This window comes from Sorangiineae bacterium MSr11954, from assembly GCA_037157815.1.
GTDB classification, from domain to species: domain Bacteria; phylum Myxococcota_A; class Polyangia; order Polyangiales; family Polyangiaceae; genus Pendulispora; species Pendulispora albinea.
The window spans coordinates 1,369,323-1,395,101 of sequence record CP089984.1; the positions used below are offsets into that span (position 1 = coordinate 1,369,323).

Genomic DNA, 25,779 nt, shown 5'->3' on the forward strand with positions numbered 1-25,779 from the left:
TTCGAGCTTTGTGTGTGCTCGAAGGCGTTCGGGGGGCGGGTCGGAGCGTTTCGACTCGGAGCGTGCGCGAAGCGTTTCGGGGTGGGGGCGTTCGACGCGAAGCGTGAGGGCGCGCGAAGGTGCGCGAGGGGTGTCCCGGACGGGAGGTGAAACTGTCCCGGACACCTGCCGCGGTGCGAATTTGTGAATGATTTCACGTAGGGGAAGCCGGCACGGTGCTCGCTCTTCGGAGGGGCATGCTTGCGACCACGCTCAGTGCCACATTGATTGGACTTCAAGCCCAGCTCGTACGGGTCGAGGTGGAGGTGACGCGCGGGGTGCCCTCCTTCGAGTTGGTGGGCCTCGCGGAGGCGACGGTTCGCGAGAGCCGCGTTCGCGTCAAGAGCGCCTTGGCGCACTTGGGCGTGGACCTCTCCGAGTACCGCATCGTCATGAACCTCGCCCCAGCCGATCTGCCCAAGACCGGCAGCGCCTTCGATCTGGCCATCGCGGTCGCCACCTTGGGCGCCCTCGGCGTGGTCGACGAAGAGTCGTTCGCCGACACCTTGCTCCTCGGCGAGCTCTCGCTCGCGGGCACCGTGCAGTCCATCCGCGGAGCCCTCGCGCTGCTGATTGGCGTTCGATCGTGCGGCGTGACGAAGGTCATCGTCCCCGCGTGCAACGAAGGCGAGGCGGGGCTCGTTCCGGGCATCGAGGTGCGCGCGGCCAGGACACTTCAGCACGTGGTCGCGGGCCTATGCGGCGACGAGATCCTCCCCTTGGCCAGACCGGCGTGGGACGAAACGCAGCCCCAAGCGCCCGACGATTTGAGCGACGTTCGCGGTCAGCTCCACGCGCGCCGCGCCCTGGAGATCGCGGCCGCGGGCGGACACAATTTGCTCATGGTCGGGAGCCCGGGCGCAGGCAAGACCATGCTCGCGCGCCGGTTGCCGAGCGTCTTGCCCGCGCTGTCGGTCGACGAAGCGCTGGAGGTCACGGCCATCCATAGCGTCGCCCGTGCGATGGGCGATTTCGGTTTGCTCGGGCAAGCGCGCGGACCGCTCTCCTCGATGCGCCCCTTTCGAGCGCCGCACCATACGGTCAGCGAGGTCGGCATGGTGGGCGGCGGCGGCGAGGTGCGGCCGGGGGAGGTGAGCCTCGCCCATCACGGCGTGCTGTTTCTCGACGAGCTACCCGAGTTTCGTCGCGCGGCGCTGGAAGCGCTTCGGCAGCCGTTGGAAGACGGTGTGGTGAGCATCACACGCGCCCATGCCACGGCCACGTACCCTGCGCGTCCGCTGGTGGTCGCCGCGATGAACGCATGCCCCTGCGGCTACTATGGCGATGGGACGAGCCGCTGCTCCTGCACCCTCGAACGCATCCGCACCTATCGCGGGCGCGTGAGCGGCCCGCTGCTCGATCGCATGGACGTGCAAGTGGCCCTGCCGCCCGTGCACGTGCCGTCGTTGACCTCCGCCAAGCCGGGCGAATCGTCGACGGTCGTGGCGGCCCGGGTGCGCGCGGCGAGGGCCGTTCAATCCGAGCGCATGCTCCGAGGCGAAACGAGCATGCCCACCAACGCGACCCTTCATGCATCGGAGCTCGCGCGGGTGGCGGGTACATCGGCCGAGAGCATCTCCCTCTTGACCAAGGCGGCCACCAAGTACGGTCTCTCGGCGCGCGCCTACGGGAAGATCCTTCGCGTGGCGCGCACCGTCGCCGATCTCGCGGGGGCCACGGCGGTATCGCGCGAGCACATCTTGGAAGCGATCCAGCTACGCCTTCTGGATCGCTTCCACGTGGCGAATCACGTCGATACGAGCGCGGCGTGAGCCGTCAATTGCATCGGCGCAGCCCGCGGGCGCTGGGATCGGCGTCGAAGGAGTCGGGGGTGTTGAGATCGACGCCGGGGACCCATCCCCAGTTCGCGTTGTCATCGCCTTGGGTGTGGTACCAGGTGGTGTTGCCGCCGTTGTGGCGCTCGCCGGTGCCCCAGCAATCGAACCAGCTGTAGCCGGTGCGCAAACGGTTCACGACGCTGCTCCCGTAGTTGGTCGACGCGTGCATCGCGGCGCCGCTCGTGTTGGTGCAATAGAGCTTGCCGTCGCCGTGCACGGAGCAGTCGGCGGACTGGCCGCCGCATTGACGAAGGCCGTGGGCGCTGGGGTTGGCGTCGAAGGAGTCGGGGGTGCTGAGATCGACGCCGGGGACCCATCCCCAATTGCCATTGTCGTCACCGAGGGTGTGGTACCAGGTGGTGTTGCCGCCGTTGTGGCGCTCGCCGGTACCCCAGCAGTCGAACCAGCTGTAGCCGGTGCGCAGATGGTTGACGACGGAGCTCGAGTAGTTGAGCGACGCGCGCATCGCGGCGCCCTGGGTGTTCTTGCAATAGAGCTTGCCGTCGCCGCGCACCGAGCAATCCGAGGAGGGAGGCGGCGGTCCACCGCATTGACGAAGGCCGTGGGCGCTGGGGTTGGCATCGAAGGAGTCGGGGGTGCTGAGGTTGACGCCGGGGACCCATCCCCAATTGCCATTGTCGTCGCCGAGGGTGTGGTACCAGGTGGTGTTGCCGCCGTTGTGGCGCTCGCCGGTGCCCCAGCAATCGAACCAGCTGTAGCCAGTTCGCAGATGATTGACGACGCTGCTCGAGGCGCTCATGCCCGATCGGATCGCGGCGCCGGGCGTGTTGTTGCAATAGAGCTTGCCGTCACCGCGCACCGCGCAGTCGCCTCCTCCCGTGGGGGGCTGCGGAGTGCCCCCGCCGGAGCCGTGCCACTGTCCGAAGTCGTTGGCCACTGCATAATTGAGGTCGCAGCAGTTGGGGTTGCCCGCGGCCGTGATGCCATTCTGGACTTGGCGCAGTTGGGCGCGTGCATCCCACTGACCGCCGGACCATGCGTAGGTCTGCCAGCCGAAGGCAATCTTGCCGGCATCGAACAGGCGCTTGATGACGTAGTAACCACCGTAGGCGCCAATGCGACCTCGCCCGAGGACGGCGGCGGCGCCGTCGAAATACGAATTGATGACCCCTTGCTGATCGGCGCGCGCATCGAAGTCGACGGCGAAGTAAATCGGCCGGCCCGCGGGGATGCCGAGGCCGTTCGCCTGGCGGAGCGCTTCGTTGGCATCGCGGACGCCACCGTTGTAGCCGTCCAGGGCATCTCCGGTGTCGAACTCCCAGACCGTCACCACGTCGAGGCCTGCGTTGGCGAGCGCGGAGAGCTCGCCGCCCGAGAGCACCTTCCCATTGGGCAGCCAACTGAAATAGCGCGCTGCGAAGGTGTAGCCCTCGCCCCTGAGACCTCCGGGCGAAGGTCTGGCCCACGCATAGTCGACCCCCTTCTGGAGGTATTCGACCCCATCGCTGGATACGCCGAGCGACTCTGGGTCATCGCTCACGGCGCAGCCACCCATCGCGCATGCCGTGAGGAATAGTAGTAATCCTAGGAGAACATGAATCGGGCGCCTGGACATGGTTCGGTCCTCGATTTCGAGTTGTACGAGTGGAGGCTAGCGAATGAACGAGCTTCGTGCGCCGTACGTGAGAGACTTCCACCCAGCGCTCGATAAGGATTCAAGTGTCCACCGATGCGATTGCGTGGAATGCAACTTCCATTATCATGTCGATCGGTAGAGTCCAATGGCAAATGCTTAAAATATCGATATCGTGGCGTAGCGGTATCAAAATCGGCACGGGTCGTAATGCACGCGCAGCGATTGCCTATCGCGAGCAAACATCGCTCACGGCTGCGCAAACCCTGCTCGAGTGAAACCTGACGCGATCGAGCGTGCACCCGCTCAGGTCCAGGTCGCGAATCTCGTCGCGAATCCATCGCGAATGCCCGCGAATTCGATTACGAAAATGTGATGCGGGGTCGCTCGGTGTGGGTGCGTGCGCCTGCACGGAACTGCTGCGTCGAGCGCGCGACGAGAAAACGATAAACGAAGGATAAGGCGCGCCTCGATCGTACCGATTGCGCCGCGACCGCCGCGGGCGTGTTCGCGGCATCGGGCGCGGCGCGCCGTATTCGTGTCTTTTGGTTCGAAAATTCTTTATTGGCCTGATTGGATTTGCGGTTCGATATCGTTTTGCGGCTCGTCGCTCATTCGGGGCAGCACGCGCTGTTTTTGCGCTGCGGCGGCGGACTGCGGCGATTTCGGATACTGCACGTCATTGGCCGGCTCCATGGGCGGCGGCATGGATGGTCCGAAGCTTTCGCGCAAACGGAAGCGATTGCGCCGCGGACGGCCAGCGGCGGCGGGCGTTTCGCCGGGGGAGGGGGTGGTTGGCTCCGGCGGGAGCTGCGCGGCCAGAACGGCGGTGCCGGGGGCGATGCGGGCGCCGGGGCCCGCGTGAACGGTGACGTTGTCGAGTCGAAGCACATCGCCGCAGACGTTGCAGACCACCTCCGCTTGCGTGGCTTCCCCGCAAGGGACATGGCGAAGCTTGACGGGGGCTCCTTCGGGCTCGCTGGTCCAGGCGTCGCCCCATCGCAGGAGGCTGAGGACGACGGGAAAGAGGTCGGCGCCTTTGGTGGTCGGACGATACTCGTAACGCACGGGGTGATCGCGGTACGGCGCGCGCTCGAGAATGCCCTTTGCGACCAATGCCTCCAGCCGCGCCGTGAGGGTGTTGGTGGCAATACCGAGATCTTTGCAGAGGCCATCGAAGCGGCGCAGTCCAAAGAACACGTCGCGCAGGATCAACGGTGTCCACGAGGGTTCGAGCTGCTCCAGGGTGCGCGCGATGGAGCAATGAAATTTCGCAAAAGGATGCGGAGCGATGGTCGAATGTTTCATGTCGTAGCCGCCTATCGGTGTTGCAGTCAATTCGGTGGCGCGCGGGAGATCGTTTCCCGACGAGAGCGTCGCAATCGGAGAGGTCGAAGCCATCCCATGCATCGGTGCGTGCACGGAACGAATCTGGCGCTCGAGAGAATGAAGGAACGAGCGAGGACCCGCGACGCCGGATCCTCGCTCGTACCGCGCGCTACGCGTCGGCGGTGCGGCGCCCTGGCTTGCTCGGCCCGGTGGCGACGATCGCCTGCCGCAACGTGCTCCGAAGATCGGGGCTCTCGAGCAAGGCCTCGCGCGATCGCTCGCGCCCGTTGCCGAGCGCCGTGCCCGCGAACGACAAATGACTGCCGCTTTTGTCGACGACCCCGCGCGCGACGCCCAGATCGAGCAGCTCCGAGATGGGATCCACGCCGTGGCCCCAGCGGATTTCGAACTCCGCCTCGGCGAACGGGGGCGCGCATTTGTTCTTCTTCACCGAGACCCGCGTTTTGCCGCCGATGATCTCGTCGTTGACCTTCACTTGCCCGATGCGGCGGACGTCGAGGCGCATGGATGCATAGAACTTGAGCGCATTGCCGCCGGTGGTCGTTTCGGGCGAGCCGAAGGTGGTGCCGATTTTGTGCCGCAGCTGGTTGATGAACATCAAGGTGGTGCCCGTGCGGTGGGTGACCGCGGTGAGCTTTCGGAGGGCTTGGCTCATGAGGCGCGCTTGCAGCCCCATGTGCTGATCGCCCATGTCCCCTTCGATCTCCGCCTTGGGCGTGAGCGCCGCGACGGAATCGATCACGATGAGATCGACCGAGCCAGAGCGCACGAGCGCCTCCACGATCTCGAGCGCCTGCTCCCCCGTATCCGGCTGCGAGACGAGCAGCCCCTCGGTCTCCACCCCGATGCCGCGCGCATAGACCACGTCGAGCGCGTGCTCGGCGTCGATGAACGCGCAGACGCCGCCCGCTCTCTGCGCTTCGGCGATGGCGTGCAGGGCCAAGGTGGTCTTTCCGCTGGACTCGGGCCCGAAGATTTCGACGACGCGGCCGCGCGGGTAACCTCCCACGCCGGTGGCGAGATCGAGCGCCAGAGACCCGGTGCTGATGGTGGCCACGGGCTCGGGCTCGTATTCGTCGCCCAGGGCCATGAGGGTGCCCTTTCCGAATTGTTTCTCCATCGAATGCACGACGCTCTTCAGCGTCTTCAGTTTGTCTGCAATCAGCTGCATCATGGTCGTCTGCCTTTGGTGCGCCCCATGGATCGCTCCCGTCGCGCCGTGGGGTAGCGCACGCGCGGGCGAGGTCGTTGGCTCGACGCGCGTAAGACCGCGCCATCGATGCCGCATGCCTCGCCCTCATAGCGAGCGGCGTACCCGGGCTTTCGACGCGAATTTCTCGAAGAATTGACGATGACTGGGGTGTCCCGGACAGAAAAGCGGGTGTCTCGGACACGCCCCGCCGGTGCTCGATTTACTGGGACATCGAAACGGGGGCGCGCGTCGTGAGCCGGGGGAGCGGATGGATCGCCGGCTGGGTCTCCGCGCCCCCTGGGCACCGCAGGGCTATGTGCCGCGATCGCGCGGTCTTCGCCGAGACGCTTCGCGGTTCGTTGCCCAGCGCTTCAGCACCACATCGTACGAGCAACCGGACGATCCGGTACTTCTCGTGTACGGTGCTACCCACGCGCGCCTCGGCCCCTTGGGTGAGCGGCTCGTCCGAAAACGACGGATGCGTCTCTTCGCGAAGGGCATCCGGCGGGCCGGTCGTTACGGGCGGCTCGTGGCTCAAGAACGACTCCTCCGCGCGCCGCGTGGCTGGTGCTTCATCTGGTCTTCGCTCACCGTGCCACCCGCAGAAGTGCTCGAGGAGTTTGCCTGCTCCTCGAGTGAAATCGACGAAATTTCGACTCAGCCGTTTCGATGCTGAAGATCGTTCAGGATTCCGCTGCCCTCGCGCTCCGGCGTGAGTACGAGGCGAGAGAGATGTCGATTTGTCTTCGTGGCACGGCAGCGAGCGTTCGCCTGGCGCAGCGGCATCACCGTGCGCGAACGGGGGCGACGATTTACCGCGAAAACGAAGCGATGAACGGTGTGGCGGCGGCGCCGGTGAGCTGGAATTTGCCGGCTTTGAGGGAGGTGTCGAAGGTGCCGGTCAGGATGGGATTGCCGGAAGGGTCGGCGGTGAGCGCGGAGGTTCGCGCGGCAGGGCCATGCAGGCCGTTGGCCCAGATGGTCGAGCCGTCGGTTGCGAGCCGGGAGACGAAGGTGGCGCAGTCGTTTCCGGGGAGATCGAGGCAGCTCCCTTCCGTGGTCTCTCCGGCGATGAGGATGGTGCGGGCGCGGGACGTGATGTGCCGTGCGCGGATTCCGTCGAGCTTTCGCACCCACAAGGGGTTGCCGCTCGCATCGAGGTTGGCGACGAAAGGGCGCTCGTCGGCGTCGCCCGTGACCGGTGCGGTCGCGAAGGCGCCTGCTCCAGCGACCAGCAAGGTGCCGTCTGGCGCAAAGGCCATGTCGTAGGCGAACTCCAGTTGATTGCCGGTGCCGTAGTAGCGGCGGTTGAATGCGACGGTGCCGTCGGCCGCGAGCTGTGTGAGGAACGAGCGGGAGCCGGTGGCCCACTGCGTATAGACATAGGTGCGCTGATCGGGCGCGGTCAGCACCTTGACGTCCTCGCGATCGGAGCCGCCCGGCAGCGCCGTTGCCCACTGGGTGCGGCCCGCGGCATCGAGGTGCGCGGCCCACCCGCCGATTTGGCCGGTGATGATCTTGCCGCCAAAGTCGATGCGGCCATCCATGTAGCCCACCAAGGTGGTCTCACCCCGCTGGTCGGTGGTGGCATCGGCGACGGTGACGATATCTTCTCCGGGCGTGCCGGCGAGCACCCGCGACCAGACGTCGGCCGTGGCGTTTGAGGTGAGGCGGGCTGCGAACACGCCGGGGCCTTGCAAGGAGCTGCGGCCGAAGACGAGTGAGCCCGCGAAGTGGCCGGTCACCACCGGATCGCCCGAGGGCGAGATGGCGAGCGCCTTCATCGTTTGCGCGGCCGAATCGCCGAAGCGCCGCGCCCAGAGGGGCTCGCCGCACGCGCCCCAGGAGGCCACGAAGAGGTCGGAGTCGCCGGCGCTGGTGAGCGGACCCGTTCCGAAGTCGATGGTCCCTTTGAAATCGCCGGCAGCCACGATCCGGCCACGTTGGGTCGTCGCGATGCCGGCCAAATGAAGATCCGATCCGCTCGCGGCGAGGACGCGCGCGAAACGGGCCGTGCCGCTTGCTCCGTGCGCACAGTGAGGCGCTGTGGTCGGATCCTCCGCGCGCTCCGAGGATAAGGCGTTCGTCTCCTCGGCGTTGGCGCCATCCAAAGACTCCCCCGCTCCGCAACCAACGAGCAGGCTGATGACGCTCGCTGAAATAAGTGAATGGCGACGCATTCGATAGACTCCTTTCGGTACGCTCCCGAATGGCTTCGAACGGTGAACGTTGGCGTACATTTCGCCATCGCTGGGATAAAAACCCGAGCTCGGTTCTACCCGAAGACGGTCTCGAGCGGTTTATCGAAACGAGCACAAGACCGATGGAGGGAGCACCGCAGTGCGTAGCAAGGACCGAACCTGCCGCATCCGTGCGGAGGAAGCCCCCCATCGCGCCTCGTGTTCATCATGCGCGCGCGGTGCACCATACCGGGTTGCCCGCCCAACGCAGTGCTGCCCGCCCAACGCAGTGCTCCCGCGTCAACGCAGTGTTGCCAGCGTCAACGCGGCGCGTTCATTGGCGATTCAGCTACCGCACATCGATTTCGCTCAACATGGTCCAACGGTCCGCACCGCTGTGGGCCGGTACCGAGATGCGCACGCGGCGCGCGGGGACCGGTGGGGTGGAGCGAACGCGGTAGCCGCGCGCGCCCTCGAGAACCACGGCGCTCGCGGCTTTGGCTTCGCCGAGCAACGAGAAGGTGCCGCCGTCGCCGGCGACCTCGATGCGCACGGTGGCCGGAGGGTCGATCCCGTAGCTGCCGAGCGATTGGCTCCAGACCGTGACCTCCTGGAGCGGGGTCGCGCCGGTGAGGTTGACGTCGACTTGGACGTTGGTGGCGGCGGACCATCCGGATAGAAGCGCGGGGATGAACGATGTTGCGACGGTGCCGTCGGTGAGCTTCCGCCCATTGTCCATGTAGTCGGGCGCGACCTCGGGGCTCGGAAACGTGCGGATTGTGTAGGGAACGTTGGCCATGGACATGCCGTCGGCCTCGATTTGCACCTCGTTCAACATGACCCAACCCTTCGCCTCGGTGAACACCGTGACATAGCGGGTTCGAATGGGCCCCGGCGGCGCGACATCGATGTAGCCGTCGAGATTCGTGCAGAATGCAAACGCATCGGCCGGCGTGCAATGGGGCCCGTGCTTGCCCGTGACCACCGGCTCGCTGCCGGCAAGCGCTGCGAAATCAGGGGGAAGCGCGCCGATGCCGTTGGGGGCCACGCGCGCCGCGTCGATTGCGAGGAGGAGGGCCGGGTTGAGCGGCCAGTTGACAGCGGCGTCGCTCCCGCCGTGTGTCCAGATCTTGGCCCGCGTGAACGCGCGGACTTGCCCGAGATCGAAGACGACCGCCAGCTCGCCGGGATCGCCCCGCCACCCGATGTTGCGCCCGGAGTTCCACCCGCCCTCGGAGACGAGGCCGTCCGTCAGCTTGGGGCGCGTCCCCGGGGCGCTGTCCGGCAGCATGGAGGCGGGCGGTCCGGGGCGGGTGACATACTCGGCGCCGCGGGCGAGCGGTGCGTCGCTTTGCGGCGGAAAGTCCGAGTCGAGCGCGATATGCGCGTTCATGGGGGCGCGCGCTGCGGGCGAGCTCTTGGCGGTGACCAGATCGAGCGCCAGCTCCGCGATCGGCGCCAAACCCGCCGACGCGAGGGGGATCGTCAGCGATTGCCAGCGCGTCGTGCCGCTCACACGATCGGGCGCCGTGCGCAGCGCCCACCCTGCGGGCTCCCAGCTGCTCGAGCCGGCGCGCCGGACGCGCACATGGGCGGTGCCGAGCCAGGTGCCGGATGCGGGCGGCTCGTCCAAGTCGATATGCAGAGCCCTCACGTCGAGCGGGCGCGCGAGGCGGGCTTGCGCCGAGGTGGTGCGGCCGTCTTGGCTCGCCGTCCAGGCAAAGGTCGACGCGGGATCGGGATCGGCGAGGGTGGCCCCGCGCACGTAGGCGGCCAGGTCTTCGTACGCCGCGTGCGCGTCCGGATCGGTGGTCGATTTTTCGACGATGTCGTCGCCTAAAAAGTAGACGGTGGCGCCCTGCTGGTAGCCGCGTCGCGCGCGGGCGCCGTCGGCGAGGTACTGCCTCAGCATGGTTCGCTCGGCGGGGATGCTCGTTGTTCCGCGCACCTCCACCTCGACGCCCAGGCCCTTGGTGCGCGCAAAGTCCGCGGCCGCCGCCAAACGGCTGCGCGTGACCCGGCCACCGTCGATCCACGAGCGGAATGCGTAGCTCGGTTGCAGAATGGCCACGTCGAAGCCGAGGCCCCGCCAGGCGTCCCAACCCGGCGCCGCGTAGTAGGGGATGAAGAGCATGCGCAGCCCTTCGCCGTGAACCGCACGGGTCACGGACGGGAGGCTCACCGCGTCCTCGTGGACGATGTCCTCGCGCATGAAATACAGCCCCCACGATTCCACGTGGGCGTAGTGGCGCGCGCGAAATCGCTCCCGCACCTGGGCCGCGTACCATTTGGCGACGCGGGCGCGGTCCTCGCTTCGTGCCAGATTTTCACGCGTCCCATCGCCGTCGACGTCGCCGAAGTCGGTGACCTCGGGGTTCATCCACGGCATGGCAAGGGCGATCCGGCGCGGGCCCGGAGGTGCGCCCATGATGCGGCCTTCGTCGCTCGTCGCGGCCGCGGTGGCGGAAATGGCATCGTCGAGGGCGCCGATTTCACCGCGTGCGCCCGAGTCGCGGGGGCCCAACCACGCATCGAGCAACGCTTCCCAATCGGCTTGGGTGCTCGCCCCGTAATCGAGCGCCACGCCGCTCGGCGCCTTGAAGGCGAGAAAGACGAAGGCGTCGAAGAGCCACTGCCCCGCGCGCGGCCTTCCGTCTTTTTGCCACGCCACATAGGGAACGAAGTCGCTGCTCCGGCGGTCCTGCGCCCTTTTGTAGACGAGGGCGAGGTGGTGGAATCCCGCGGCCTCGGGCGAGGGATAACCGAGATCGGCGCCGGCGTCGGCGGCCCATGGATGGGGGCCGCCATCGGCGCCCGGCGCGGCCGCCGGATCCGTCGTGCTCTCGGATTGGGTGCACGCGCACGAAAGGCCGGCACACAAAAAGCCGACGACAAAAAGAGCGGAACGCGCGAGCGCGTAGCTTTTTTCAAACATGGCGTAATTGAATTAGCGTGACGTATTGCGGCGGCGTGAAACGAGCGAAACGAGCATGGCGCGATCCGCACCTTTCAATTCACCCGTGACGATGAGGAATACAATATACGCAATGGCCACCGCCAGCGCGACGAACGGCGTGAGGAGCAAACCGAAACGGGGTAGGGCGAGGCCCGCGACGTATGCGAGCGCCACGCCCCCCGCGGCACGCGCGAAGGTGGCCAGCGGGATGAACGTGCCCGAGTAGCGCCGCACGGCTAGCGACATGGCCACCAGGCCCACGCTCAACGTGGCGCTCGTCGACCAGGCGGTGGCGCGAAGCTGCGCTTCGCCGTAGGTCGCGCCCGAGCTGGCGACCCAAACGGCGCCCGTGAGAAAGACCAATAAGACGAAGCTCAATGTGGCCGAGAGGCGCTCTTTGCCAAGGCTCGCCAGCACCGTGGTGCCAATGCCAAATAACGTGAAGGCGCCTTGGCCCAACACCAAGATGCGCAACGTCGATGCTCCGCGCTCCGCCACCACCGCGCCGCCCGCGACCCCCAGCACCGAGGCCGGGATCACCACGATGACGGCGACCACCAGCCCGCACGCCAGCGCGGCGATGCGCGCGCCGCGCTGCACGTAGCGGTGGACGGCCTCGCGGTCGTTCTCCGCGTGCGCGCGCGCCACCATGGGAAAGAGCACCTGCGCGACGCTCAAGACGAGCTGGTACGGCAAGAACGCAAAGAGCTGGCAAAAGCGGTACACGCCGACCCACTCGTCCGCGCTTCGTGCGGCGCCTTCGCCGGTGAGCCCGCTCGCGAGGGCGCCCGAGGAGACGAAGCGGCCGAGCACCGCGATGTCCGCTTGCATCAAGCCATTGGCAAAGAGCTGCGCCAGGGCGAGCGGCAAGAGCTGCGCGAGGTAGGCCGTGGGGCGGGGGATCGCCGCGACGGGCGGCGCGTGCGGATCGGGGGCGCGGCCGGTGCCGCTCCAGACCAGCGCCAGGGGAAGGATGAGGAGCGTCGCCAGAACGAAGCCGGTGACCGAGCCTTCCACCCCCGCACCTCCGTAGCGCTGGAAGAGCAGCCCCACGCCGATGAGCCCCAGGGTGCGAAGGGTGGCGAAGATGGTGTCGAGGGCGGCCTGGCGCGTGAAGAGCGCCCGCCCGTTGAGGGAGCCGACCAGCGGCGCGTAGACGCCGTAGATGGCGACCACGCACGCGAGGATGCGCAAGGGCGTGACGATGTGGGGCGAGCCTTGGAACGAGGCATAGGCGGGGGCGAGGAGCGCGAACAGGATCGCCAGAACGAGGGCCAGCGGCGCATGGACGCGCAAGGTGGCGCGGAAGGCTTGCTCGCGATGCTCACCGCCGCCGGCGACCGCGCGGCTCACCCCTTGAATGGAGCTGGTGACGGTGACGTTGTTGATGATGTTCGCCGGCGCCAGCACCCGCGATAGAGCTCCGTAGCCCGCCATGCCGATGGCTTGCTTCAGCGCGATCTGCTGCACGAATCCGAGCAGGACGAAGTAGGCTTTGGCCCCCAGAACCGCGAGACCGCCGCGTCCAACCGCGCGGGCGGTGCTCTGTCCAGGCTGAGCAGCCTGCTCTGCTTGCTCCGAATCGTTTTCAGCGGTCGCCACGGGACGGTGTTCTACACGGGTGTGATAGAGGACGGAACCATGGTGAAGGTCTCGTCTCGTCCAGGTTCCGCCCTTCCGCTCGCTCTTCTCGCGCTTCTTCCCATGTTGGGGGCGGGCGCGGGCGGCTTTGGCTGCAGCAAGAACGAAAAGCCCGAGGAGCGCGGCGCGCCACCGCCCCCGGTGGTGGAGACGGCCAAGCCCGGCGCCTGTGCAGCCGGCGGCGGCACGGTGGACGATCCCGTGCAGGGCGAGTTCTTCGTGCGCACCGCGGGGAGCTACTGCCTCGAGCCGCAAGGCGACACCAAGACGTACGGCGATCGCGGCAAGCTCACCATGGACCAAGTGTGCACGACCGCGGTGGACGGGGAGTGCGAGGTCTACAAGTCGTACGGTCTGAAGCGCGCGGTCATCGTGCGCTATGTCGACGGCGGCGGCGGGGGTGGAAGCGTGGAGGTGATCCTGTCGACCTTCGGCGATCCGGGCGGCGCCTACGGCATGTTCTCCAAACGGGTCATCGCCGACGCCGATCCCGCCGATCCCAGGGCGCCGCGCGCGATCGCAGCCGGCGGCGCCGGCGCCCTCGGCAACGGGCGCGGCTACGTGTGGAAGGGGCCGTACTTGGCCGAGCTCACGTACTTGAACGAGCAGGAGTCGCCCGAGCAGATCGCCAAGTCGAGCGCCTCCGTGCTCACGGCCATCGCCGAGGGCTTGGGCGGAAAGCTCCCGGGATCGCCCGACAAGCCGGCGGCGGCCAAGGCGCTGCCCACGGCCAACTTGGTGCCCAACGGCATTCAATATTTCCCCAAGGAGATGCTGGGGGTCGCGCGGCTCGGCGCGGGCGCGGTGGGGTACTACAAAGAGGGCGCCAAGCGGTACCGCGTGGTCTCGCTGGTGCGCGACGACGCCGACATGGCCAAGGACGCGATGAAGCTCCTGCGCCAGCGCCCGGGCACCCTCCCCGTGGCGCAGCTCGCGGACGAGGCGCTGCACCTGGTCGTGCAGGATTCACCGGATCGTCCGAAGAGCGAGTACGTGGTGGCCCGCAAGGGAGCGAGCATCCTCGGCATCGGCGACGAAGATCTGGCGCTCAAGCCGGGCGAGCCCGCCGAGAAACAAGCCGAGGTGCGCCTCACCAAGGACGAGAAGGTCACGCGCGTGCGCGGCTGGCTCGTGGCGGCGGCCGGTGCTGGCGGCGCGCCGGCGGCCGGTGCGGCCGACGCGGGCAAGCCTACTCGTTGAGCGCGCGCCGCTCGAAGCAGCTGTCGGGCAGACCGCGCTTGCGGCGGAGCAGCGCGCTCTGCGCGATGAAGCGGGTGGTCACCGGATCGTGGTAGCCGCTGGCCATCGGGAGCGAATCATCGACCTCCCGGTGGTAGCGCACCACGCGCAGCATCATCAGATCGCGCACCCACTTGCCCACCAGCGAGGCCATGCCCACCAAGAGGTGCGTCTCGTCGGCGTCGCGCACGAACGCGATGCGGCCCACCCCCGGAAATTGATACTCGCTGCGCGCGCGGCCCTCGCACAGGATGGCGTGAAGGCGCCCGCCGAGCGGCCCGAAGTGCTCGCTGTAGCGGTTGTACCCCCCGACCTTGCCGCACGCGGCGACGACGTCGGCGTCCACGCTGGCGCGCGCGGAGAGCACCAGCCGCTCCATGGCATGAAGATCGACCACGAACCGCGACAGCCCTTTTTCGATGGCGCGGTTGATGGCGTCGTTGCAGATGAGCGCCACCTCCACGCGGACGATCGCGACCCCTCTCTTCGCGAGCCGATCCAGATCGCGACGCACCTTCGTCACCATTTCGTCTTCGGCGATGAAGGCTTCGCCCTCGCGTCCCCAGCACTGGCGCTCGTGCGCGCTCGGGCAATGCGCGCGCAGCGACGAGCGCGGATCGAGCGAGAGCGCCTCGAAGAGCGCATCGGGGTGGGCGAGGTCGTGCCCTCGGCCGGTGCGCTCGGCCAGCGCACGCGCCCACGCTTCACCAAGCGCAGAATCGCCGTAGGCGACCAGACCTTTCGAGTCTCCGAGCCTGGCCGAGAACGCGCGGCCAGGCCGTCCGAACGCGACCTTGACCCCGTCGTCCGCGCATTTGGCGGTGACGGCGGTCACGATGAGTGGGCCCAAGCGAGGGCCGAGTCCGTTTTCGTCGACTGCCACCAAGTAGCTCATGCCGCGTGGCGGCGAGGTTACCAGGTGCAACGCGATGATTGAACCGCCAGGCGGGCCATACGTCGCAGCGCGTTTTCTCCTGTTGGCAAAATCCGGCCCCAGCCTCGGTCCACTAGGGGTTGACGAAAAATGGCTACGTGCTTACCGTCTCCCGCCCTCGAATTCGGGACATGCCTTAGAATTGTGAAAACCCGAGCCCAAAGTGAACGGAACTGCGTACGGAATGCGGTGCCGTCCATGGAGGTTGCGTAGCGAAGCGGAGCAACCGAAGTGAATAAGACCCAGCTCAAGAAGTTCAAAACGCTCCTCACGGAAAAGCGCGACGAGATCATCAAGAAGGCCAAGCAGACGTTGGAGGAGGACATGACCCTCGACGCCAACGATCTGCCGGACGAGATGGATCTCGCCTCCAGTGAGTACCTTCAATCCTTCACCTTCCGCCTCCGCGGCCGAGAAAAGGCCTTCCTAGACAAGATCAACAAGGCGCTGGCGAAGATCGAGGACGGCAGCTTCGGCGTGTGCGAAGAGTGCGGGGAGGAGATCTCGCTCAAGCGCCTGGAGGCGCGTCCCGAGACGAACCTCTGCATCCGCTGCAAAGAAGATCAAGAGCGCATGGAGAAGGACTACTCCTAGTCGATCGTCGCGATGGCCCGCGAGAGCGGCGCTCGTTCGAGATCACACCGTGATCCGAGCCCGCTCTCGCCGTCTCAACCCCGAAGGCCCCCGTACCAGCGGGGCAGCTCCACGTTCCCCACCGCGACCTGAAAGGCCGCACCGGCGAGCAGCCGCGTGGAGTCGAGGACCGGCAGCGGGGAGGCGTCCTGCGGGACCAGCAGCGGGATCTCCGTGCAGACCAGCGCCACTGTGTCGCAGCCTTGCTCGGCGAGCCGCCGGATGATGCCCACGAAGGCGTCGCGCGCGCGGTCCGTGAAGACGCCCTCGACGAGCTCCTCGAAGATGGTCGTGTGGACGACGTCGCGATCGCGGTCGTTCGGGATCGCCGAATCGATGCCCTCGCGGGCGAAGGCGGCCGGGTACATGGGATCGCCCATCGTGTAGCGGGTGCCGAGGATCCCGACCTTGCGCCGCCCATCGCGTCGCGCCGTTTGGGCCACGACATCGGCGATGTGAAGACCGGGCAAGGCGAGCGCCTCGCCGGGATGGCCGAGCGCGATGTGCGCCGTGTTGTCGGGGCACACGAAGAACTCGGCGCCCGCGCGGTGCAGCCTTCGGACGCTCTCGGCCAAGATTTGCCGGATGGACGCGTGATCGCCCGCATCCCAGGCGGGCATGCTTCGCCCCATGGCGATGCAGTCGAGCGTGACGTCGGGGTGTTGATGCGGGCCGAGGGCGCTGAAGCCATGCTGGCAAAACGTGCGCAGGCACAGCGCCGCGCCTTCGACGCTATGGGCCAAAATGCCGAGGTGTTTCATGGACGGTGCAGGTGCGGTAGGCATATTTGACATCGTCAATCGTATCGTTGACGGCGTCAAATGAATTTGCGGCGTCTACGGCACCGGGATGCTCGCCCAGGCCGAGTCGCACTCTTCGCAGCCGGCGCCACGCGGGTGCAGGAACGCGCACGGGTCCTTTTGCAACGCGGTGATGGCGGCGTGCACGACATCGGTTGAACGCGCGAGCCGCGCGATGGCGTGGCCCACACGGCCTTCGCGCTGGAGCGCGCGGCGGCGCAGCTCGCCGTCGATGCGGTTGAAGTTTTGGCAGCAGTGATCCGTCTCGTCGTAGTCGACGCGCACGGGCTGGCCGCCCTCGAGCACCGTGCAGTACTTGCGGGCGCGGTAGGGGACGCGGGCCATGGACTCGGCGAGGTGAATGGTGGTGTTCGCCGAGTGATCGACGCCCAGCAAGAGCACGAAGCCGCCGAGCGCCGCCACCCTTCCCACGGGACTGTCGATGCCATGCGGAGGCTCGATGGGGTGCGGCGCGACGAAGGCAGGCGCAAGAGGCCCTATGGCCGCGAACGACGCCGGGTTATCGCTTCGAAGCACCCCGGGCAGGCGCCAGAACGTATCGGCCACCACGCCCATGTTGGCGCGGCACGAGGCGGCGCGGGGATCGAACGGGACGTCGTCGTCGTCGCTCATGGCCGGCATGACCAAGGTTCCGTCGGGGCCGAGCACCGCGCGGAGCGCGTCGATGAGCTCGCGCGGGCCGCCTTGCTCCGAGCCCACCGCCTTGAACGACGTGTGCACGATCGCGATTGACGCTGCCGGGAGCCCCAGCGCGCGCAGCTGTTCCAGCCATGCCGTCGGCATAGGTTCTAATCGACCTCGGGTCTCGCGCGACCGCGTTCGGTGGCGCCCCGAATTTGATAGGGCTGGCCCCGCATCCTTTGCCAGGCCGCGTGCCCGCGCCAGGCGAGGTACGAGCGGTTGAAGCCGACCACCTGGCGTTTGTCGAAGTAGGGGTTCTGAATGTTGCCCAGCTCGGCGAGCAAGAGGACCAGCTCTCCGATGCTCACCGGGCAGCCCTCGAGCCGCACATAGGGCTTGTGGCGGAACTCGCGCAGCTTGTTCGCCATCTTCAGCATGCGCCCGTAAACGTCTTTGTGCTTCACCGAGTAGGGATCGATGGTCGAGCGATCCTTGTAGAGGTTCTCGATCCGCACCACGTCGTTGCCCAGCTTGCCCTCCCACTGGCAGCAGTCGCCCACGAAGATGACCTTCTCGCCGTACTGGATGTCGAGCGGCCCTTTGTAGTTGCCGAACACCATGTGCAGGCGCGGGAGCTTCTGATCGCACTTCTCGTCGTAGAGGCGCAGCACCTCGATGACCTCTTCCATGACCCCGGGGCACCCTCCCCAGCAATAGCCGTCGTCGCCGTGGCCGGGCGGCGGGCCCGAGTAGCCGAAGATGTTGGTGCCTTCGAAGTACTTCTCGACCCGCACCAGGCCGACCTGAAAGCCCTTGGCGCGCTCCTTCATCTCCTCGAGGGTCACGTCGCCCGAGAGCTTCGCCTCGAGGGGGCCGAAGCCGCGCTCGTACGCCAGGCGGATATGCTCGACCTCCATGGGGTCGACGCCGATGATGCGGCAGCAGACGGCGTCGAGAGCGACCTGGTTGTTCCCCATGACGATGAGCCCCAGCTCACGGGGGATGGGGGTGAGCATCCGGCCCTCGCCGGCGATGATGGCGTCGACCGCGCAGAACTGCGGCTGGATGATGTACTGAAGGTCGGCCACCTTTCGATTGAGCGCATGATCGTGGTCGATGAGACGGTGGCGATCGTCTTGGATCCCGATGTAGTTCTTCATCGAGAAGGTGACGGTGGTCCACGGGTGCGCCTTGAACTTGGGGCAGTTGACGAAGAAGTCGGCCTTGGCCACGGGCTCCGGCGTAAAGACGTAGTCGCGCAGCCTCCCTTCGTGCCGCAAGGGGATCTCCACCTGCGGCTCCTCCTCGAAGCAGTAGCGCTTGACCCCGACCCGCTCGATGACCTCGTTGTACTTCGCCTCCTGGTACATGTAGCGGGTCGGGATGGTGATGCCGCAGCGCTCGCCCACCGCCAGCTCCGTCATCGCCCCATCGTCGCGATCCTGAAGCGCGCGGAGCACGCCCTCCGCGAACTCCGGGCGCGTGTGCGCGTGCTCGAAGAGCTCACCCGCCGCCACCAAATTCGGTTTGACGAGCGTGCGTCCAAAGGGACGGAGCCCGAGCTCCTCGAGACCTTCGCGCACGATGGCGCGGATCATAGGGACGTCGTACCGGTTCGCGCGGCGAAGGATGACGCGTGCGTCGTGGTTCGGGTGCATCCCCGAATCGTAGCTCTCCAGGGGCCGATGGCGATAAAATATGAGGCGAGCCTCGGATTACGGGACACCCCGGTCGGGCCAGCGCCCTAACTCCACTTGCCTACATGGGGCGGGGATGAACGAATATCGACGAACGCGGTCGATGAGACGCAAAAGGCTTGAATCGAATCGAGTCGATTCGAGCTACGGGGGTCAGTCTTTATGGCGGATGCCGCCGATGGGGGCCAAATCGGCAATCCCGTGGGAGGCTTCTTTGTAACGGGTCATCATATCGCGCGTCATTGCGCGGTCTTTGCCGAAGAGGTCCTTCTCTTCGCGGGGATCGCTCGCGAGGTCGAAGAGCTCGAAGCTCTGGTCGTTGCCGTGGGCGATGAGCTTCCAGTCGTCGTGGCGGAAGGAGCGGCGGCGCTGATTGAACTCGTCCTCCGGGAGATCGCACACGATGTCGTGCGAAGGGGCGGGCGGGGCCCCGAGGAGCTCCGCGGCGAAGCTCTTTCCGTGCAGGGCGGGCTCCAAGGGCTTTGCGCCGAGCAGATCCATCATGGTGGGCGTGAGATCGAGGTGGCTGCGGGTGGACGCGATGCGCCGCGCCGGTTGCCCGGGGAGGAACACCATCAACGGTACGTGGACCAGCTCTTCGTACACCTCGTGGGCGTGTTTGATGCGCCCGTGCTCCCCGAACGCCTCTCCATGGTCGGCGCTGACGATGATGGCCGTGCGCGCGGCCCATGGCTTTTGGGCGACCTCGTCGAGGAGCTTGCCGATCCAGAGATCGGTGTAGAACACCTCTTCGTCGTAGAGATCGCGCGGGCGGGTGCCCCAGTGCGGCGACTCCTCGTGGCCTTGGTATTTGTCGTGCGGGTCCATGTAGTGGAACCACGCGAAGAACGGGCGGGTGCCATCGCCGATGGTGGGGGATCCGAGCAGCTCGAGGGCCAGTGGGGTGAGCTTCTGGCTCGTCACGTGGGGATCGGTGTTGTAGTCGAAGGTGATTTTGGGCACGAGCCGCCATGCGGCAAAGCCGCGATCGATGCCGGCGTAGCCTTTGTCGAGGTAGGCGTGCGCTTGTCCGGCCACGCACGGGATGGACTCCTTCGCCAGCGACTCGCACATGAACGGTGGGTTGTCGCGGTACCGCGTGAAGAACACGCCCGTGCGCGCGAGCTCCGAGGGGTAGCGGCCGCTCAAAAAGCCGACCAAGCTCTTCGACGTGAACGACGAAGTGGCGTACGCCTGCGTGTACACCGTGGATCGGCCCGCGAGCTCCGTCAGGCGTGGGGCGATGGGGCGCTTGTAGCCCATCCACGGCATGTCCGCGCGCAGGCTGTCCACTGTGATGAGGAGCACGTTGAACGGCGGGCGCGGCGCGCCGGTTGCCGATGCTGCCGATGCGTCGGCGATCGGCGCTTCGGAGCGTGCCGCCGGTTGGGTGGCGGCGGCGCCGGAGGCTGCGGGGGGCGGCGGGCTGGCATCGCTTCGGGAGCAGGAGCACGCAAGGGACACCAGGGTGGCAAGGACTAGGTAGGAGCCAGCGGACGCGGCAACGAATCGAGAACGCACGTGCTGCTCCCTAGCACGAATGTCACAAAGCCATGAAATCCCGGTGTCCTACATGGGGTGCAGGGAGCCAACGCGGGCTCGAAAAAAAATGTCGGCGCCTTGTCGATCCCCGTCCGTGTCGGGCGACGCCTGCATGAAGGAGACACGAACATGAACCACGTCGCGGAAGTCGAATCGGTCGAAGCTGTCGTTGCAACCAAAGGTCGCGTCAAGTCGTTCACCCGCTATCTGCCCGCCACGGCCCGCGTGGTCCTGGGCCTTCTACTCGGGGTGACGGGGGTAAACTTCTTTTTGCAGTTCATACCACAACCGGCCACCATGCCTGACGACGTCGTGGCGTTCAGCGTTGGTTTGATGAAATCGGGTTATATCTTTCCGCTCATCGGCATTACGCAAACGGTCGTGGCGGCGCTGCTCTTGGCCAATCGATTCGTGCCACTGGCACTTGCCCTCGTCGCACCGGTGATCGTCAACATCGTTGGGCTCCACTCCTCCATCGATCCGTCGGGTTTACCGATGGCCATCTTCGTGCTGGTGCTCGAGGTTTACTTGGCTTGGACATACCGCAGCGCGTTCCGTCCCATGTTGGCGGCGCGCGTCACCGCGGGCGCGCAGTAATCCGTAATTCGAAATGAAGACCTTGGGTGGTGCGCGCACAGTCTTCCGCGTATGGTGCGCGCAAAGAGGTCTTGCGATGAAATACCGATTGATGACAACTCGACAACGTCGAGATATGCAACGACGGTCGATCTTTTTTGCCCTCTCGACCGCGGCAACCATCGCGTTGTCGGCATGCAGTGACCAGACCGGCGGGAGCGCATCGTCCGTCGCGTCGAATCTGCGCGCGGGCGACAACGATGTGCCGGAAATGGGGCTCGAGCAGCTCGGACGAGAAGGTCTCGAAGGTCGAGAAGGAGTTGCCGGAGAAGGCGCCCGCCCCGATTTCGAAGCGCGAAGGAGCTGCACCCCGGGCGACGATTTGGAGAATGCGCCGCCGGTGGTGGACGTCGACGGCTTGCGCGCGGTGCCCATCGACATTCGGCGGCTCGACGCCACCGTGGTGCTCGACGCCAAGACGCGCACGGCGGCCGTGGAGGTCACCTTGCAGTTCCGAATGGGCGCGACGAGCGGTTATCCCATCTTCGATTTGCGCCAGGATATCGGCGAGGCGTTTCTGAATGGCACCCGTTTGGACCCTGCGAAGCTCGGCCAGCACGATTTCGGCGGAGGCGCCGGCGCCTCGCTTCGCGTCATCGAGAAACGCCTTCCGGCCTGTAGTCGCAACGAGCTTACGCTCGTGTACGCGCTGAACAAACCCTCGGCCGCCAACTCGAAGGCCATCGGCTGGGCGGCCGACTCGTCGCGCGTCACCTGGGACTTCTGGCTCAGCGATCTGTACGCCGGTCGCTATTTGGAGCAGTGGTTCCCCGCCAATCTCATTTATGACAAATTTGCATTCGATTTGGATTTGAAGCTGGAAAACTCGGAGCTCCCGCACTCGGTGGTGACCAACGGCGAGGCCTTGAAGGTGGGCGATGCGCACTGGCTCATCGCGTACCCCAAACGGTTTACGGCCATCTCGCCCATGCTGGTGCTCACCCCCAACGACGCCGTCAGCACCTACGACACCACCTTGGAGCTGGCGAGCGGCCGATCGCTCGAGCTCGCCCTGGTCAAAGAAAACGGCATCACCGCGGATCTTCCGGCGCTCGCGGCGCAGATCAAAGGGTGGGTCGACGAATTCACCGCGTCCACTGGCGAGTATGCGCACGGCGATCGCCTCACGGTTTACGTGTGGAACAACTCCAGTCGATCCATGGAGTACGACGGCGCCACCACGAGCAACCTCCGCTCCCTCGAGCACGAGCTCTTTCACAGCTGGTACGCGCGCGGGGTCAAGCCCGCGGGGCAGAACGACGGCTGGATCGACGAGGCTTGGACCGTCTACAACACCGACGGCGTGGTGGCGTTCGAGGTGAAGGCGCTCGATCCCCAGGCGCCGCCCGTTCTGCTCGCGTCGGCGAACCCATGGAACCGCATCACCGCGGGCGCCTCGTATGGCGCGGGGCAAAAGCTCTTTGCGGGGTTGGCGGCCGAAATGGGGCTCGATCCCTTGCGCCGGGCGATGAAGCGCTTTTACGGGCGCCATGCGCTGGACGTGATCACCACGCAGGAGCTCGAGCGGTTCCTCTATTGCACGTCGAGGAACGAGGCCGTCCCCGCCGCGTTCCATCGCTTCGTGTACGGCCGCTCGGACGCGGCGCCGGCCCCCGATCCCAGGGTCTGCCGGCGCGGGCGCGGAGCCGACGAGCTCGCGGCTACGCCGTGAGCGCGCGCTCCACGAGCGGCAGTCGATCCTGGCCCCAGTAGAGATCTTTTCCATCGACGACCCAGGTCGGCGCGCCGAAGACCCCACGGTCGACGGCGCGCTGGGTCGCCGATAGGAGCTCCTGCTTGATCTCGGGGGCGCTGATGCGTGCCAGCACCTCGCCCGCGCCTTCGCCGATGAGATCGCGGAGCACCTCGTCGCTGGAGATGTCGCGATCCTCGGCCCAGTACGCGCGGAAGGTCTTTTCGCGGAACTCACGGCGGCGCGCCTCGGGCAGGACGAGGTAGACGCGCAGCGCCTTCACCGTGACCATCGGGAAGCGGGTGGGGAAGTTGAACGGGACGCCCCAGTAATCGGCCCAGCGCTGCATGTCTTGGAGCGCGTGCCGCCGTTTGGATTCGCTGAATGTGTCGATGGGGGCGTCGGCTTGGCCGATGCTCTTGAACAGGCCTCCCAGCAGCATCGGGTGCCAGGTGAGCGTGGCGCCGGTGCGGGCGGCCAGCGCATCGGCTTGCGTCGAGCCCAAGTAGGCGAACGGCGAGGAGAAGTCCCAATACAAATCGAGCGTGTGCGCCATCTGCGCGGTCCTTTCGTACGTGCGCGGTGCGAAGCCTTTGCCCTCGACCAGGTCCATGCGATCCTGGCCCCAGTACATCCGTTCGCGGCGCTGCGAAGAAGAAGAAGAGCCGCTCGCCGCGAGCGGATCATCGGTCACCACGTACGAGGGCGCGCCGAAGATGCCGCGCCCGACGGCGCGCTCCGTGCGGGCGCGAAGATCGTCTTTGACCTTGGGCTCCAGCATGCGCGCCAGCACCGCGGCCGGATCGTGGCCCGCGGCGCGGAGCACGTCGCGCAAGGTCTCGGGGTTGGACACTTGCCGCCCGTGCACCCAATAGGCGCGAAAGAACCCGTGCACCACGGCCGGATCGATGCCGGTCACCAAGGTCGCGCGCAGCGCCTCCACCGTGCGCATCGGGTGCAGCACGGGCACCTCCAGCGGCACGTCGTACAGCTTTGCCCAGCGCAGCATATCGAGCGCGTTGTGCTGCGCTTTGGCGGGCGAGAGCTCGTCCATACTATTTTGGGGCGTGCCGTTGGCCTTGAACACGCCCCCGAGCAGCATCGGCTCGTAGGTGAGCTCCGCGCCCATCCGCTGGGCGAGCGCCTCCACCTGCGTCGAGCCGAGGTACGCGTACGGACAGGAGTAGTCGAACCAGAATTGGAGGGAGCGCGGCACGGGGCAAGGATGCCACGTGTCCTCGCCCCCGGCGAAGAAGATCAGTGGCGGCCGTAGTCGAGCGCTTTTCCTTTTCGCTGCGCGTAAATGTACGCTTCCATCGCGCGCATGCGCGGATCGTCCGCGGACATCGGCTTGGCCCGCACGGGGTGCTCGAGGCACCAGTTGATCATATCGCGCAAGAGCGCGACACGGCCGAGTTGCGCTTGGAACTTCGGATAGGTCTCGGGGTGGGTGTTGGCGGCGTGCGGATGGCACATGTCGCACGAAACGGCGATGGTGCTCCCGAGCTCGTCCGCGTTGTGGAAGACGCGCGAGCCCGCGGTGGCGAGCCGCTCGGATTCGGCCTTCCAGAGCGCCACGTCTTGCTCGGTGACCCGGCCGTACGTCTGCGCTTGCCCGGTGAGCACCGGCGCGGGGGTGACGAGCTTCGAGTTGTCGGCGGCCGGCACCAGCTTGTGCCGCTCCTTCTCCTCCGCCTCCCAGTTGCTGTTCGGGTTCTTGCGGAGCCACTGCGCCATGAGCGCGCCGGCGATGGCCGTCCCCGGTGTGCCCTCGGGCACCACGGTGGTGGTCTTGCCGTCACAGAGCAGCACTTCGATCCCGCCCTGCCCCGACGCGGTCTTTTCGCCCTGCGCCGGCGCAGGCGAGGTCGAGCCCGCAGACGCGGGCGGCTTCTCCGAGGCCGACTTGGGAGGTTCTTGGGCCGAGCCGCCGCACGACCAGACGCCGAGGGACAAGAGCGCCGCGAGCGCCGGCCGTGCCATGATGAAACGGTTTTTCAGGGACATGTCTGCGATCTCCTGGCGGCTCAAAAGCTGGTGAGGACGGCGTTGGCCGGTTTGTCTTTGTTCCCGCGGCTCGTCAGGTAGCTGGCGCGCACGGTGACCGGGTTGCGGTTCCAGAGGTTGTAGACTTTGTCGGCGAGGCCCGCGGCCAGCACCTGCACCGAGCCATCGCCGCAGCCATCTTGCGGATTGAAGGGATCCGGGCGCCCCATCTGAACGGTGAGCTCCGGCAAACCCTCCGGCGCGTACGGCCACGGCCACGCCGTGGAGAGAAAGCCGTGGAAGGAGATGTTGCCGATGCGGTTGGTGAGCACTTGGTGCGTGTGCCCGTGGAAGACGGTGACGTTCTGGAACTTGCGCAAGAGGGCTTGCACCTGCTCGGCGTCGTCCGTCCAGAAGTTCCACGGCTTGTACAGCTTGTAGAGCGGGGAGTGCGAGAACACGATGAGCGGCGTGGTGGCCGGGACCTTCGCCAAGTCCTTCTGCAGCCACGCGCGGCCCTCGTCGCCCACGCTGAAGGGGCTCTGCACGCCGTTGTCGAGCCCCGCCACCGTCTTCATGCGATCCATGGGCGAGAGCTTGCGCGCGGTCCAGAAGTCCTTCTCGACCACGCTGTTGAGCACCACGCAGTGCACGCCTTTGTGATCGAACGAGTACTGCGGCGGGCCGAAGAGCTCGCGCCACTTCTCGCCCAGATCGAAGTACCAATCGTGCTCGCCCACCATGATGCGCATCGGCGCCTTCAGATTCTTCAGGATCTGCGCCCCCAGCTCGAGCTCCTTCGGCTGCCCGAGCTGCGCCAGGTCGCCGCCGTAGAAGACGAAGTCCGGCTGCGGATCCATGGCGTTCACGTCGTCCACCGCGCGCAGGAGCGCGTTGACGAAGCGGTCGTTCAGCTTTCGCTCGTAGAGGTGCGAATCGGAGATGTACGCGAAGCGGAAGCCGCCTTTTTGGCCGCCCGTCTGCCCATAGGCCACCTTCACCGGCTGAAAGGAGTGGGGCGTGACGAGCCCCTGGCCCAAGGCCGCGCCGGCGGCGGCGGCCGAGACCTTGAGGAACATGCGCCGATCGAGCTTGCCGAGGCTTCGAATCAGGCTCTCGCGCTCCTCCATGTACTTCGTTTCGACGCTCTTGAATCCGGATCGTTTCGTCGTCATGGGGCGCCTCGC

At 66.6% G+C, this 25,779-nt stretch carries 20 protein-coding genes; 6 read left to right on the plus strand and 14 right to left on the minus strand.

Translation table 11 applies throughout. The features are described from left to right. Nucleotides 1-236 precede the first annotated feature (236 nt). Nucleotides 237-1,811, plus strand: a complete 1,575-nt coding sequence (locus tag LZC94_05605; protein WXB16751.1) for a YifB family Mg chelatase-like AAA ATPase — start codon at nucleotides 237-239, stop codon at nucleotides 1,809-1,811. Nucleotides 1,812-1,815: 4 nt separating this feature from the next. On the opposite strand, the gene LZC94_05610 is transcribed toward LZC94_05605, so the two are convergent. Then, entirely contained in the window at nucleotides 1,816-3,378 is a 1,563-nt protein-coding gene (locus tag LZC94_05610; GenBank protein ID WXB16752.1) for a DUF1906 domain-containing protein, read from the minus strand. A 179-nt stretch (nucleotides 3,379-3,557) separates the two neighbouring features. On the opposite strand from LZC94_05610, the gene LZC94_05615 reads away from it, so the two are divergent. After that, nucleotides 3,558-3,749, plus strand: a complete 192-nt coding sequence (locus LZC94_05615) for a hypothetical protein (protein WXB16753.1) — start codon at nucleotides 3,558-3,560, stop codon at nucleotides 3,747-3,749. A 283-nt stretch (nucleotides 3,750-4,032) separates the two neighbouring features. On the opposite strand, the gene LZC94_05620 is transcribed toward LZC94_05615, so the two are convergent. The 5 genes from LZC94_05620 to LZC94_05640 form a co-directional block, all read right to left on the minus strand. Then, the gene (locus LZC94_05620; GenBank protein WXB16754.1) at nucleotides 4,033-4,779 is read right to left on the minus strand and encodes a helix-turn-helix transcriptional regulator; all 747 of its coding nucleotides are present in this window, start codon (nucleotides 4,777-4,779) and stop codon (nucleotides 4,033-4,035) included. Nucleotides 4,780-4,969: 190 nt separating this feature from the next. Continuing rightward, nucleotides 4,970-5,992, minus strand: a complete 1,023-nt coding sequence (gene recA / locus LZC94_05625; GenBank protein ID WXB20349.1) for a recombinase RecA — start codon at nucleotides 5,990-5,992, stop codon at nucleotides 4,970-4,972. Nucleotides 5,993-6,825: 833 nt separating this feature from the next. After that, entirely contained in the window at nucleotides 6,826-7,944 is a 1,119-nt protein-coding gene (locus LZC94_05630) for a hypothetical protein (protein WXB16755.1), read from the minus strand. Nucleotides 7,945-8,542: 598 nt separating this feature from the next. Next, nucleotides 8,543-11,128: a DUF4855 domain-containing protein gene (locus LZC94_05635; GenBank protein ID WXB16756.1), complete on the minus strand. Its 2,586-nt coding sequence runs from the start codon at nucleotides 11,126-11,128 to the stop codon at nucleotides 8,543-8,545. A 12-nt stretch (nucleotides 11,129-11,140) separates the two neighbouring features. Beyond that, the gene (locus LZC94_05640) at nucleotides 11,141-12,751 is read right to left on the minus strand and encodes a lipopolysaccharide biosynthesis protein (protein ID WXB16757.1); all 1,611 of its coding nucleotides are present in this window, start codon (nucleotides 12,749-12,751) and stop codon (nucleotides 11,141-11,143) included. Between the two features lie 39 nt (nucleotides 12,752-12,790). Between LZC94_05640 and LZC94_05645 the strand changes: the two genes are divergently transcribed. Beyond that, nucleotides 12,791-13,990, plus strand: coding sequence for a hypothetical protein (locus LZC94_05645; GenBank protein ID WXB16758.1), 1,200 nt, complete (start codon nucleotides 12,791-12,793; stop codon nucleotides 13,988-13,990). Here the strand turns inward: LZC94_05645 and LZC94_05650 are convergent. Next, nucleotides 13,980-14,864 carry a hypothetical protein gene (locus LZC94_05650; protein WXB16759.1) on the minus strand — a complete coding sequence of 295 codons (885 nt, stop codon included), beginning with the start codon at nucleotides 14,862-14,864 and terminating at the stop codon, nucleotides 13,980-13,982. The two genes, LZC94_05645 and LZC94_05650, sit on opposite strands and share 11 nt — an antisense overlap. 330 nt (nucleotides 14,865-15,194) lie before the next feature. Here LZC94_05650 and LZC94_05655 point away from each other — a divergent pair, with 330 nt between their 5' ends. Then, complete coding sequence (locus LZC94_05655; GenBank protein WXB16760.1) at nucleotides 15,195-15,557, plus strand: TraR/DksA C4-type zinc finger protein; 363 nt, start codon at nucleotides 15,195-15,197, stop codon at nucleotides 15,555-15,557. A gap of 74 nt (nucleotides 15,558-15,631) precedes the next feature. On the opposite strand, the gene LZC94_05660 is transcribed toward LZC94_05655, so the two are convergent. From LZC94_05660 to LZC94_05675, 4 genes are all read right to left on the minus strand, one after another. After that, nucleotides 15,632-16,357, minus strand: coding sequence for an amino acid racemase (locus tag LZC94_05660; protein ID WXB16761.1), 726 nt, complete (start codon nucleotides 16,355-16,357; stop codon nucleotides 15,632-15,634). A gap of 75 nt (nucleotides 16,358-16,432) precedes the next feature. After that, nucleotides 16,433-17,200, minus strand: coding sequence for an AAC(3) family N-acetyltransferase (locus LZC94_05665; protein ID WXB16762.1), 768 nt, complete (start codon nucleotides 17,198-17,200; stop codon nucleotides 16,433-16,435). 5 nt (nucleotides 17,201-17,205) lie between these two features. Next, nucleotides 17,206-18,696: a DUF362 domain-containing protein gene (locus tag LZC94_05670; GenBank protein ID WXB16763.1), complete on the minus strand. Its 1,491-nt coding sequence runs from the start codon at nucleotides 18,694-18,696 to the stop codon at nucleotides 17,206-17,208. 192 nt (nucleotides 18,697-18,888) lie between these two features. Further along, nucleotides 18,889-20,256, minus strand: a complete 1,368-nt coding sequence (locus LZC94_05675; protein ID WXB16764.1) for a sulfatase-like hydrolase/transferase — start codon at nucleotides 20,254-20,256, stop codon at nucleotides 18,889-18,891. A gap of 150 nt (nucleotides 20,257-20,406) precedes the next feature. Here LZC94_05675 and LZC94_05680 point away from each other — a divergent pair, with 150 nt between their 5' ends. Beyond that, nucleotides 20,407-20,874 carry a DoxX family protein gene (locus tag LZC94_05680; protein WXB16765.1) on the plus strand — a complete coding sequence of 156 codons (468 nt, stop codon included), beginning with the start codon at nucleotides 20,407-20,409 and terminating at the stop codon, nucleotides 20,872-20,874. Between the two features lie 115 nt (nucleotides 20,875-20,989). Next, nucleotides 20,990-22,585 carry a hypothetical protein gene (locus tag LZC94_05685; protein ID WXB16766.1) on the plus strand — a complete coding sequence of 532 codons (1,596 nt, stop codon included), beginning with the start codon at nucleotides 20,990-20,992 and terminating at the stop codon, nucleotides 22,583-22,585. On the opposite strand, the gene LZC94_05690 is transcribed toward LZC94_05685, so the two are convergent. Genes LZC94_05690 through LZC94_05700 form a run of 3 tightly spaced genes read right to left on the minus strand, consistent with a single transcriptional unit; the run spans nucleotide 22,575 to nucleotide 25,767 of the window. Beyond that, nucleotides 22,575-23,822: a 2-hydroxychromene-2-carboxylate isomerase gene (locus LZC94_05690; GenBank protein ID WXB16767.1), complete on the minus strand. Its 1,248-nt coding sequence runs from the start codon at nucleotides 23,820-23,822 to the stop codon at nucleotides 22,575-22,577. The two genes, LZC94_05685 and LZC94_05690, sit on opposite strands and share 11 nt — an antisense overlap. A gap of 41 nt (nucleotides 23,823-23,863) precedes the next feature. Then, nucleotides 23,864-24,613: a hypothetical protein gene (locus tag LZC94_05695; GenBank protein WXB16768.1), complete on the minus strand. Its 750-nt coding sequence runs from the start codon at nucleotides 24,611-24,613 to the stop codon at nucleotides 23,864-23,866. Between the two features lie 20 nt (nucleotides 24,614-24,633). After that, on the minus strand, nucleotides 24,634-25,767 hold the full coding sequence (locus tag LZC94_05700; GenBank protein WXB16769.1) for a metallophosphoesterase: 1,134 nt from the start codon (nucleotides 25,765-25,767) through the stop codon (nucleotides 24,634-24,636). Between the last annotated feature and the right edge of the window lie 12 nt (nucleotides 25,768-25,779).

What these genes read in the sequence shown, in the direction of transcription:
- LZC94_05605 (WXB16751.1), top strand. Translation starts at nt 237, where the DNA reads ATGCTTGCGACCACGCTCAGTGCCACATTGATTGGACTTCAAGCCCAG.
- LZC94_05620 (WXB16754.1), bottom strand. Translation starts at nt 4,779, where the DNA reads ATGAAACATTCGACCATCGCTCCGCATCCTTTTGCGAAATTTCATTGC.
- recA (WXB20349.1), bottom strand. Translation starts at nt 5,992, where the DNA reads ATGCAGCTGATTGCAGACAAACTGAAGACGCTGAAGAGCGTCGTGCAT.
- LZC94_05635 (WXB16756.1), bottom strand. Translation starts at nt 11,128, where the DNA reads ATGTTTGAAAAAAGCTACGCGCTCGCGCGTTCCGCTCTTTTTGTCGTC.
- LZC94_05645 (WXB16758.1), top strand. Translation starts at nt 12,791, where the DNA reads ATGGTGAAGGTCTCGTCTCGTCCAGGTTCCGCCCTTCCGCTCGCTCTT.
- LZC94_05660 (WXB16761.1), bottom strand. Translation starts at nt 16,357, where the DNA reads ATGAAACACCTCGGCATTTTGGCCCATAGCGTCGAAGGCGCGGCGCTG.
- LZC94_05665 (WXB16762.1), bottom strand. Translation starts at nt 17,200, where the DNA reads ATGCCGACGGCATGGCTGGAACAGCTGCGCGCGCTGGGGCTCCCGGCA.
- LZC94_05670 (WXB16763.1), bottom strand. Translation starts at nt 18,696, where the DNA reads ATGCACCCGAACCACGACGCACGCGTCATCCTTCGCCGCGCGAACCGG.
- LZC94_05680 (WXB16765.1), top strand. Translation starts at nt 20,407, where the DNA reads ATGAACCACGTCGCGGAAGTCGAATCGGTCGAAGCTGTCGTTGCAACC.
- LZC94_05685 (WXB16766.1), top strand. Translation starts at nt 20,990, where the DNA reads ATGCAACGACGGTCGATCTTTTTTGCCCTCTCGACCGCGGCAACCATC.
- LZC94_05695 (WXB16768.1), bottom strand. Translation starts at nt 24,613, where the DNA reads ATGTCCCTGAAAAACCGTTTCATCATGGCACGGCCGGCGCTCGCGGCG.
- LZC94_05700 (WXB16769.1), bottom strand. Translation starts at nt 25,767, where the DNA reads ATGACGACGAAACGATCCGGATTCAAGAGCGTCGAAACGAAGTACATG.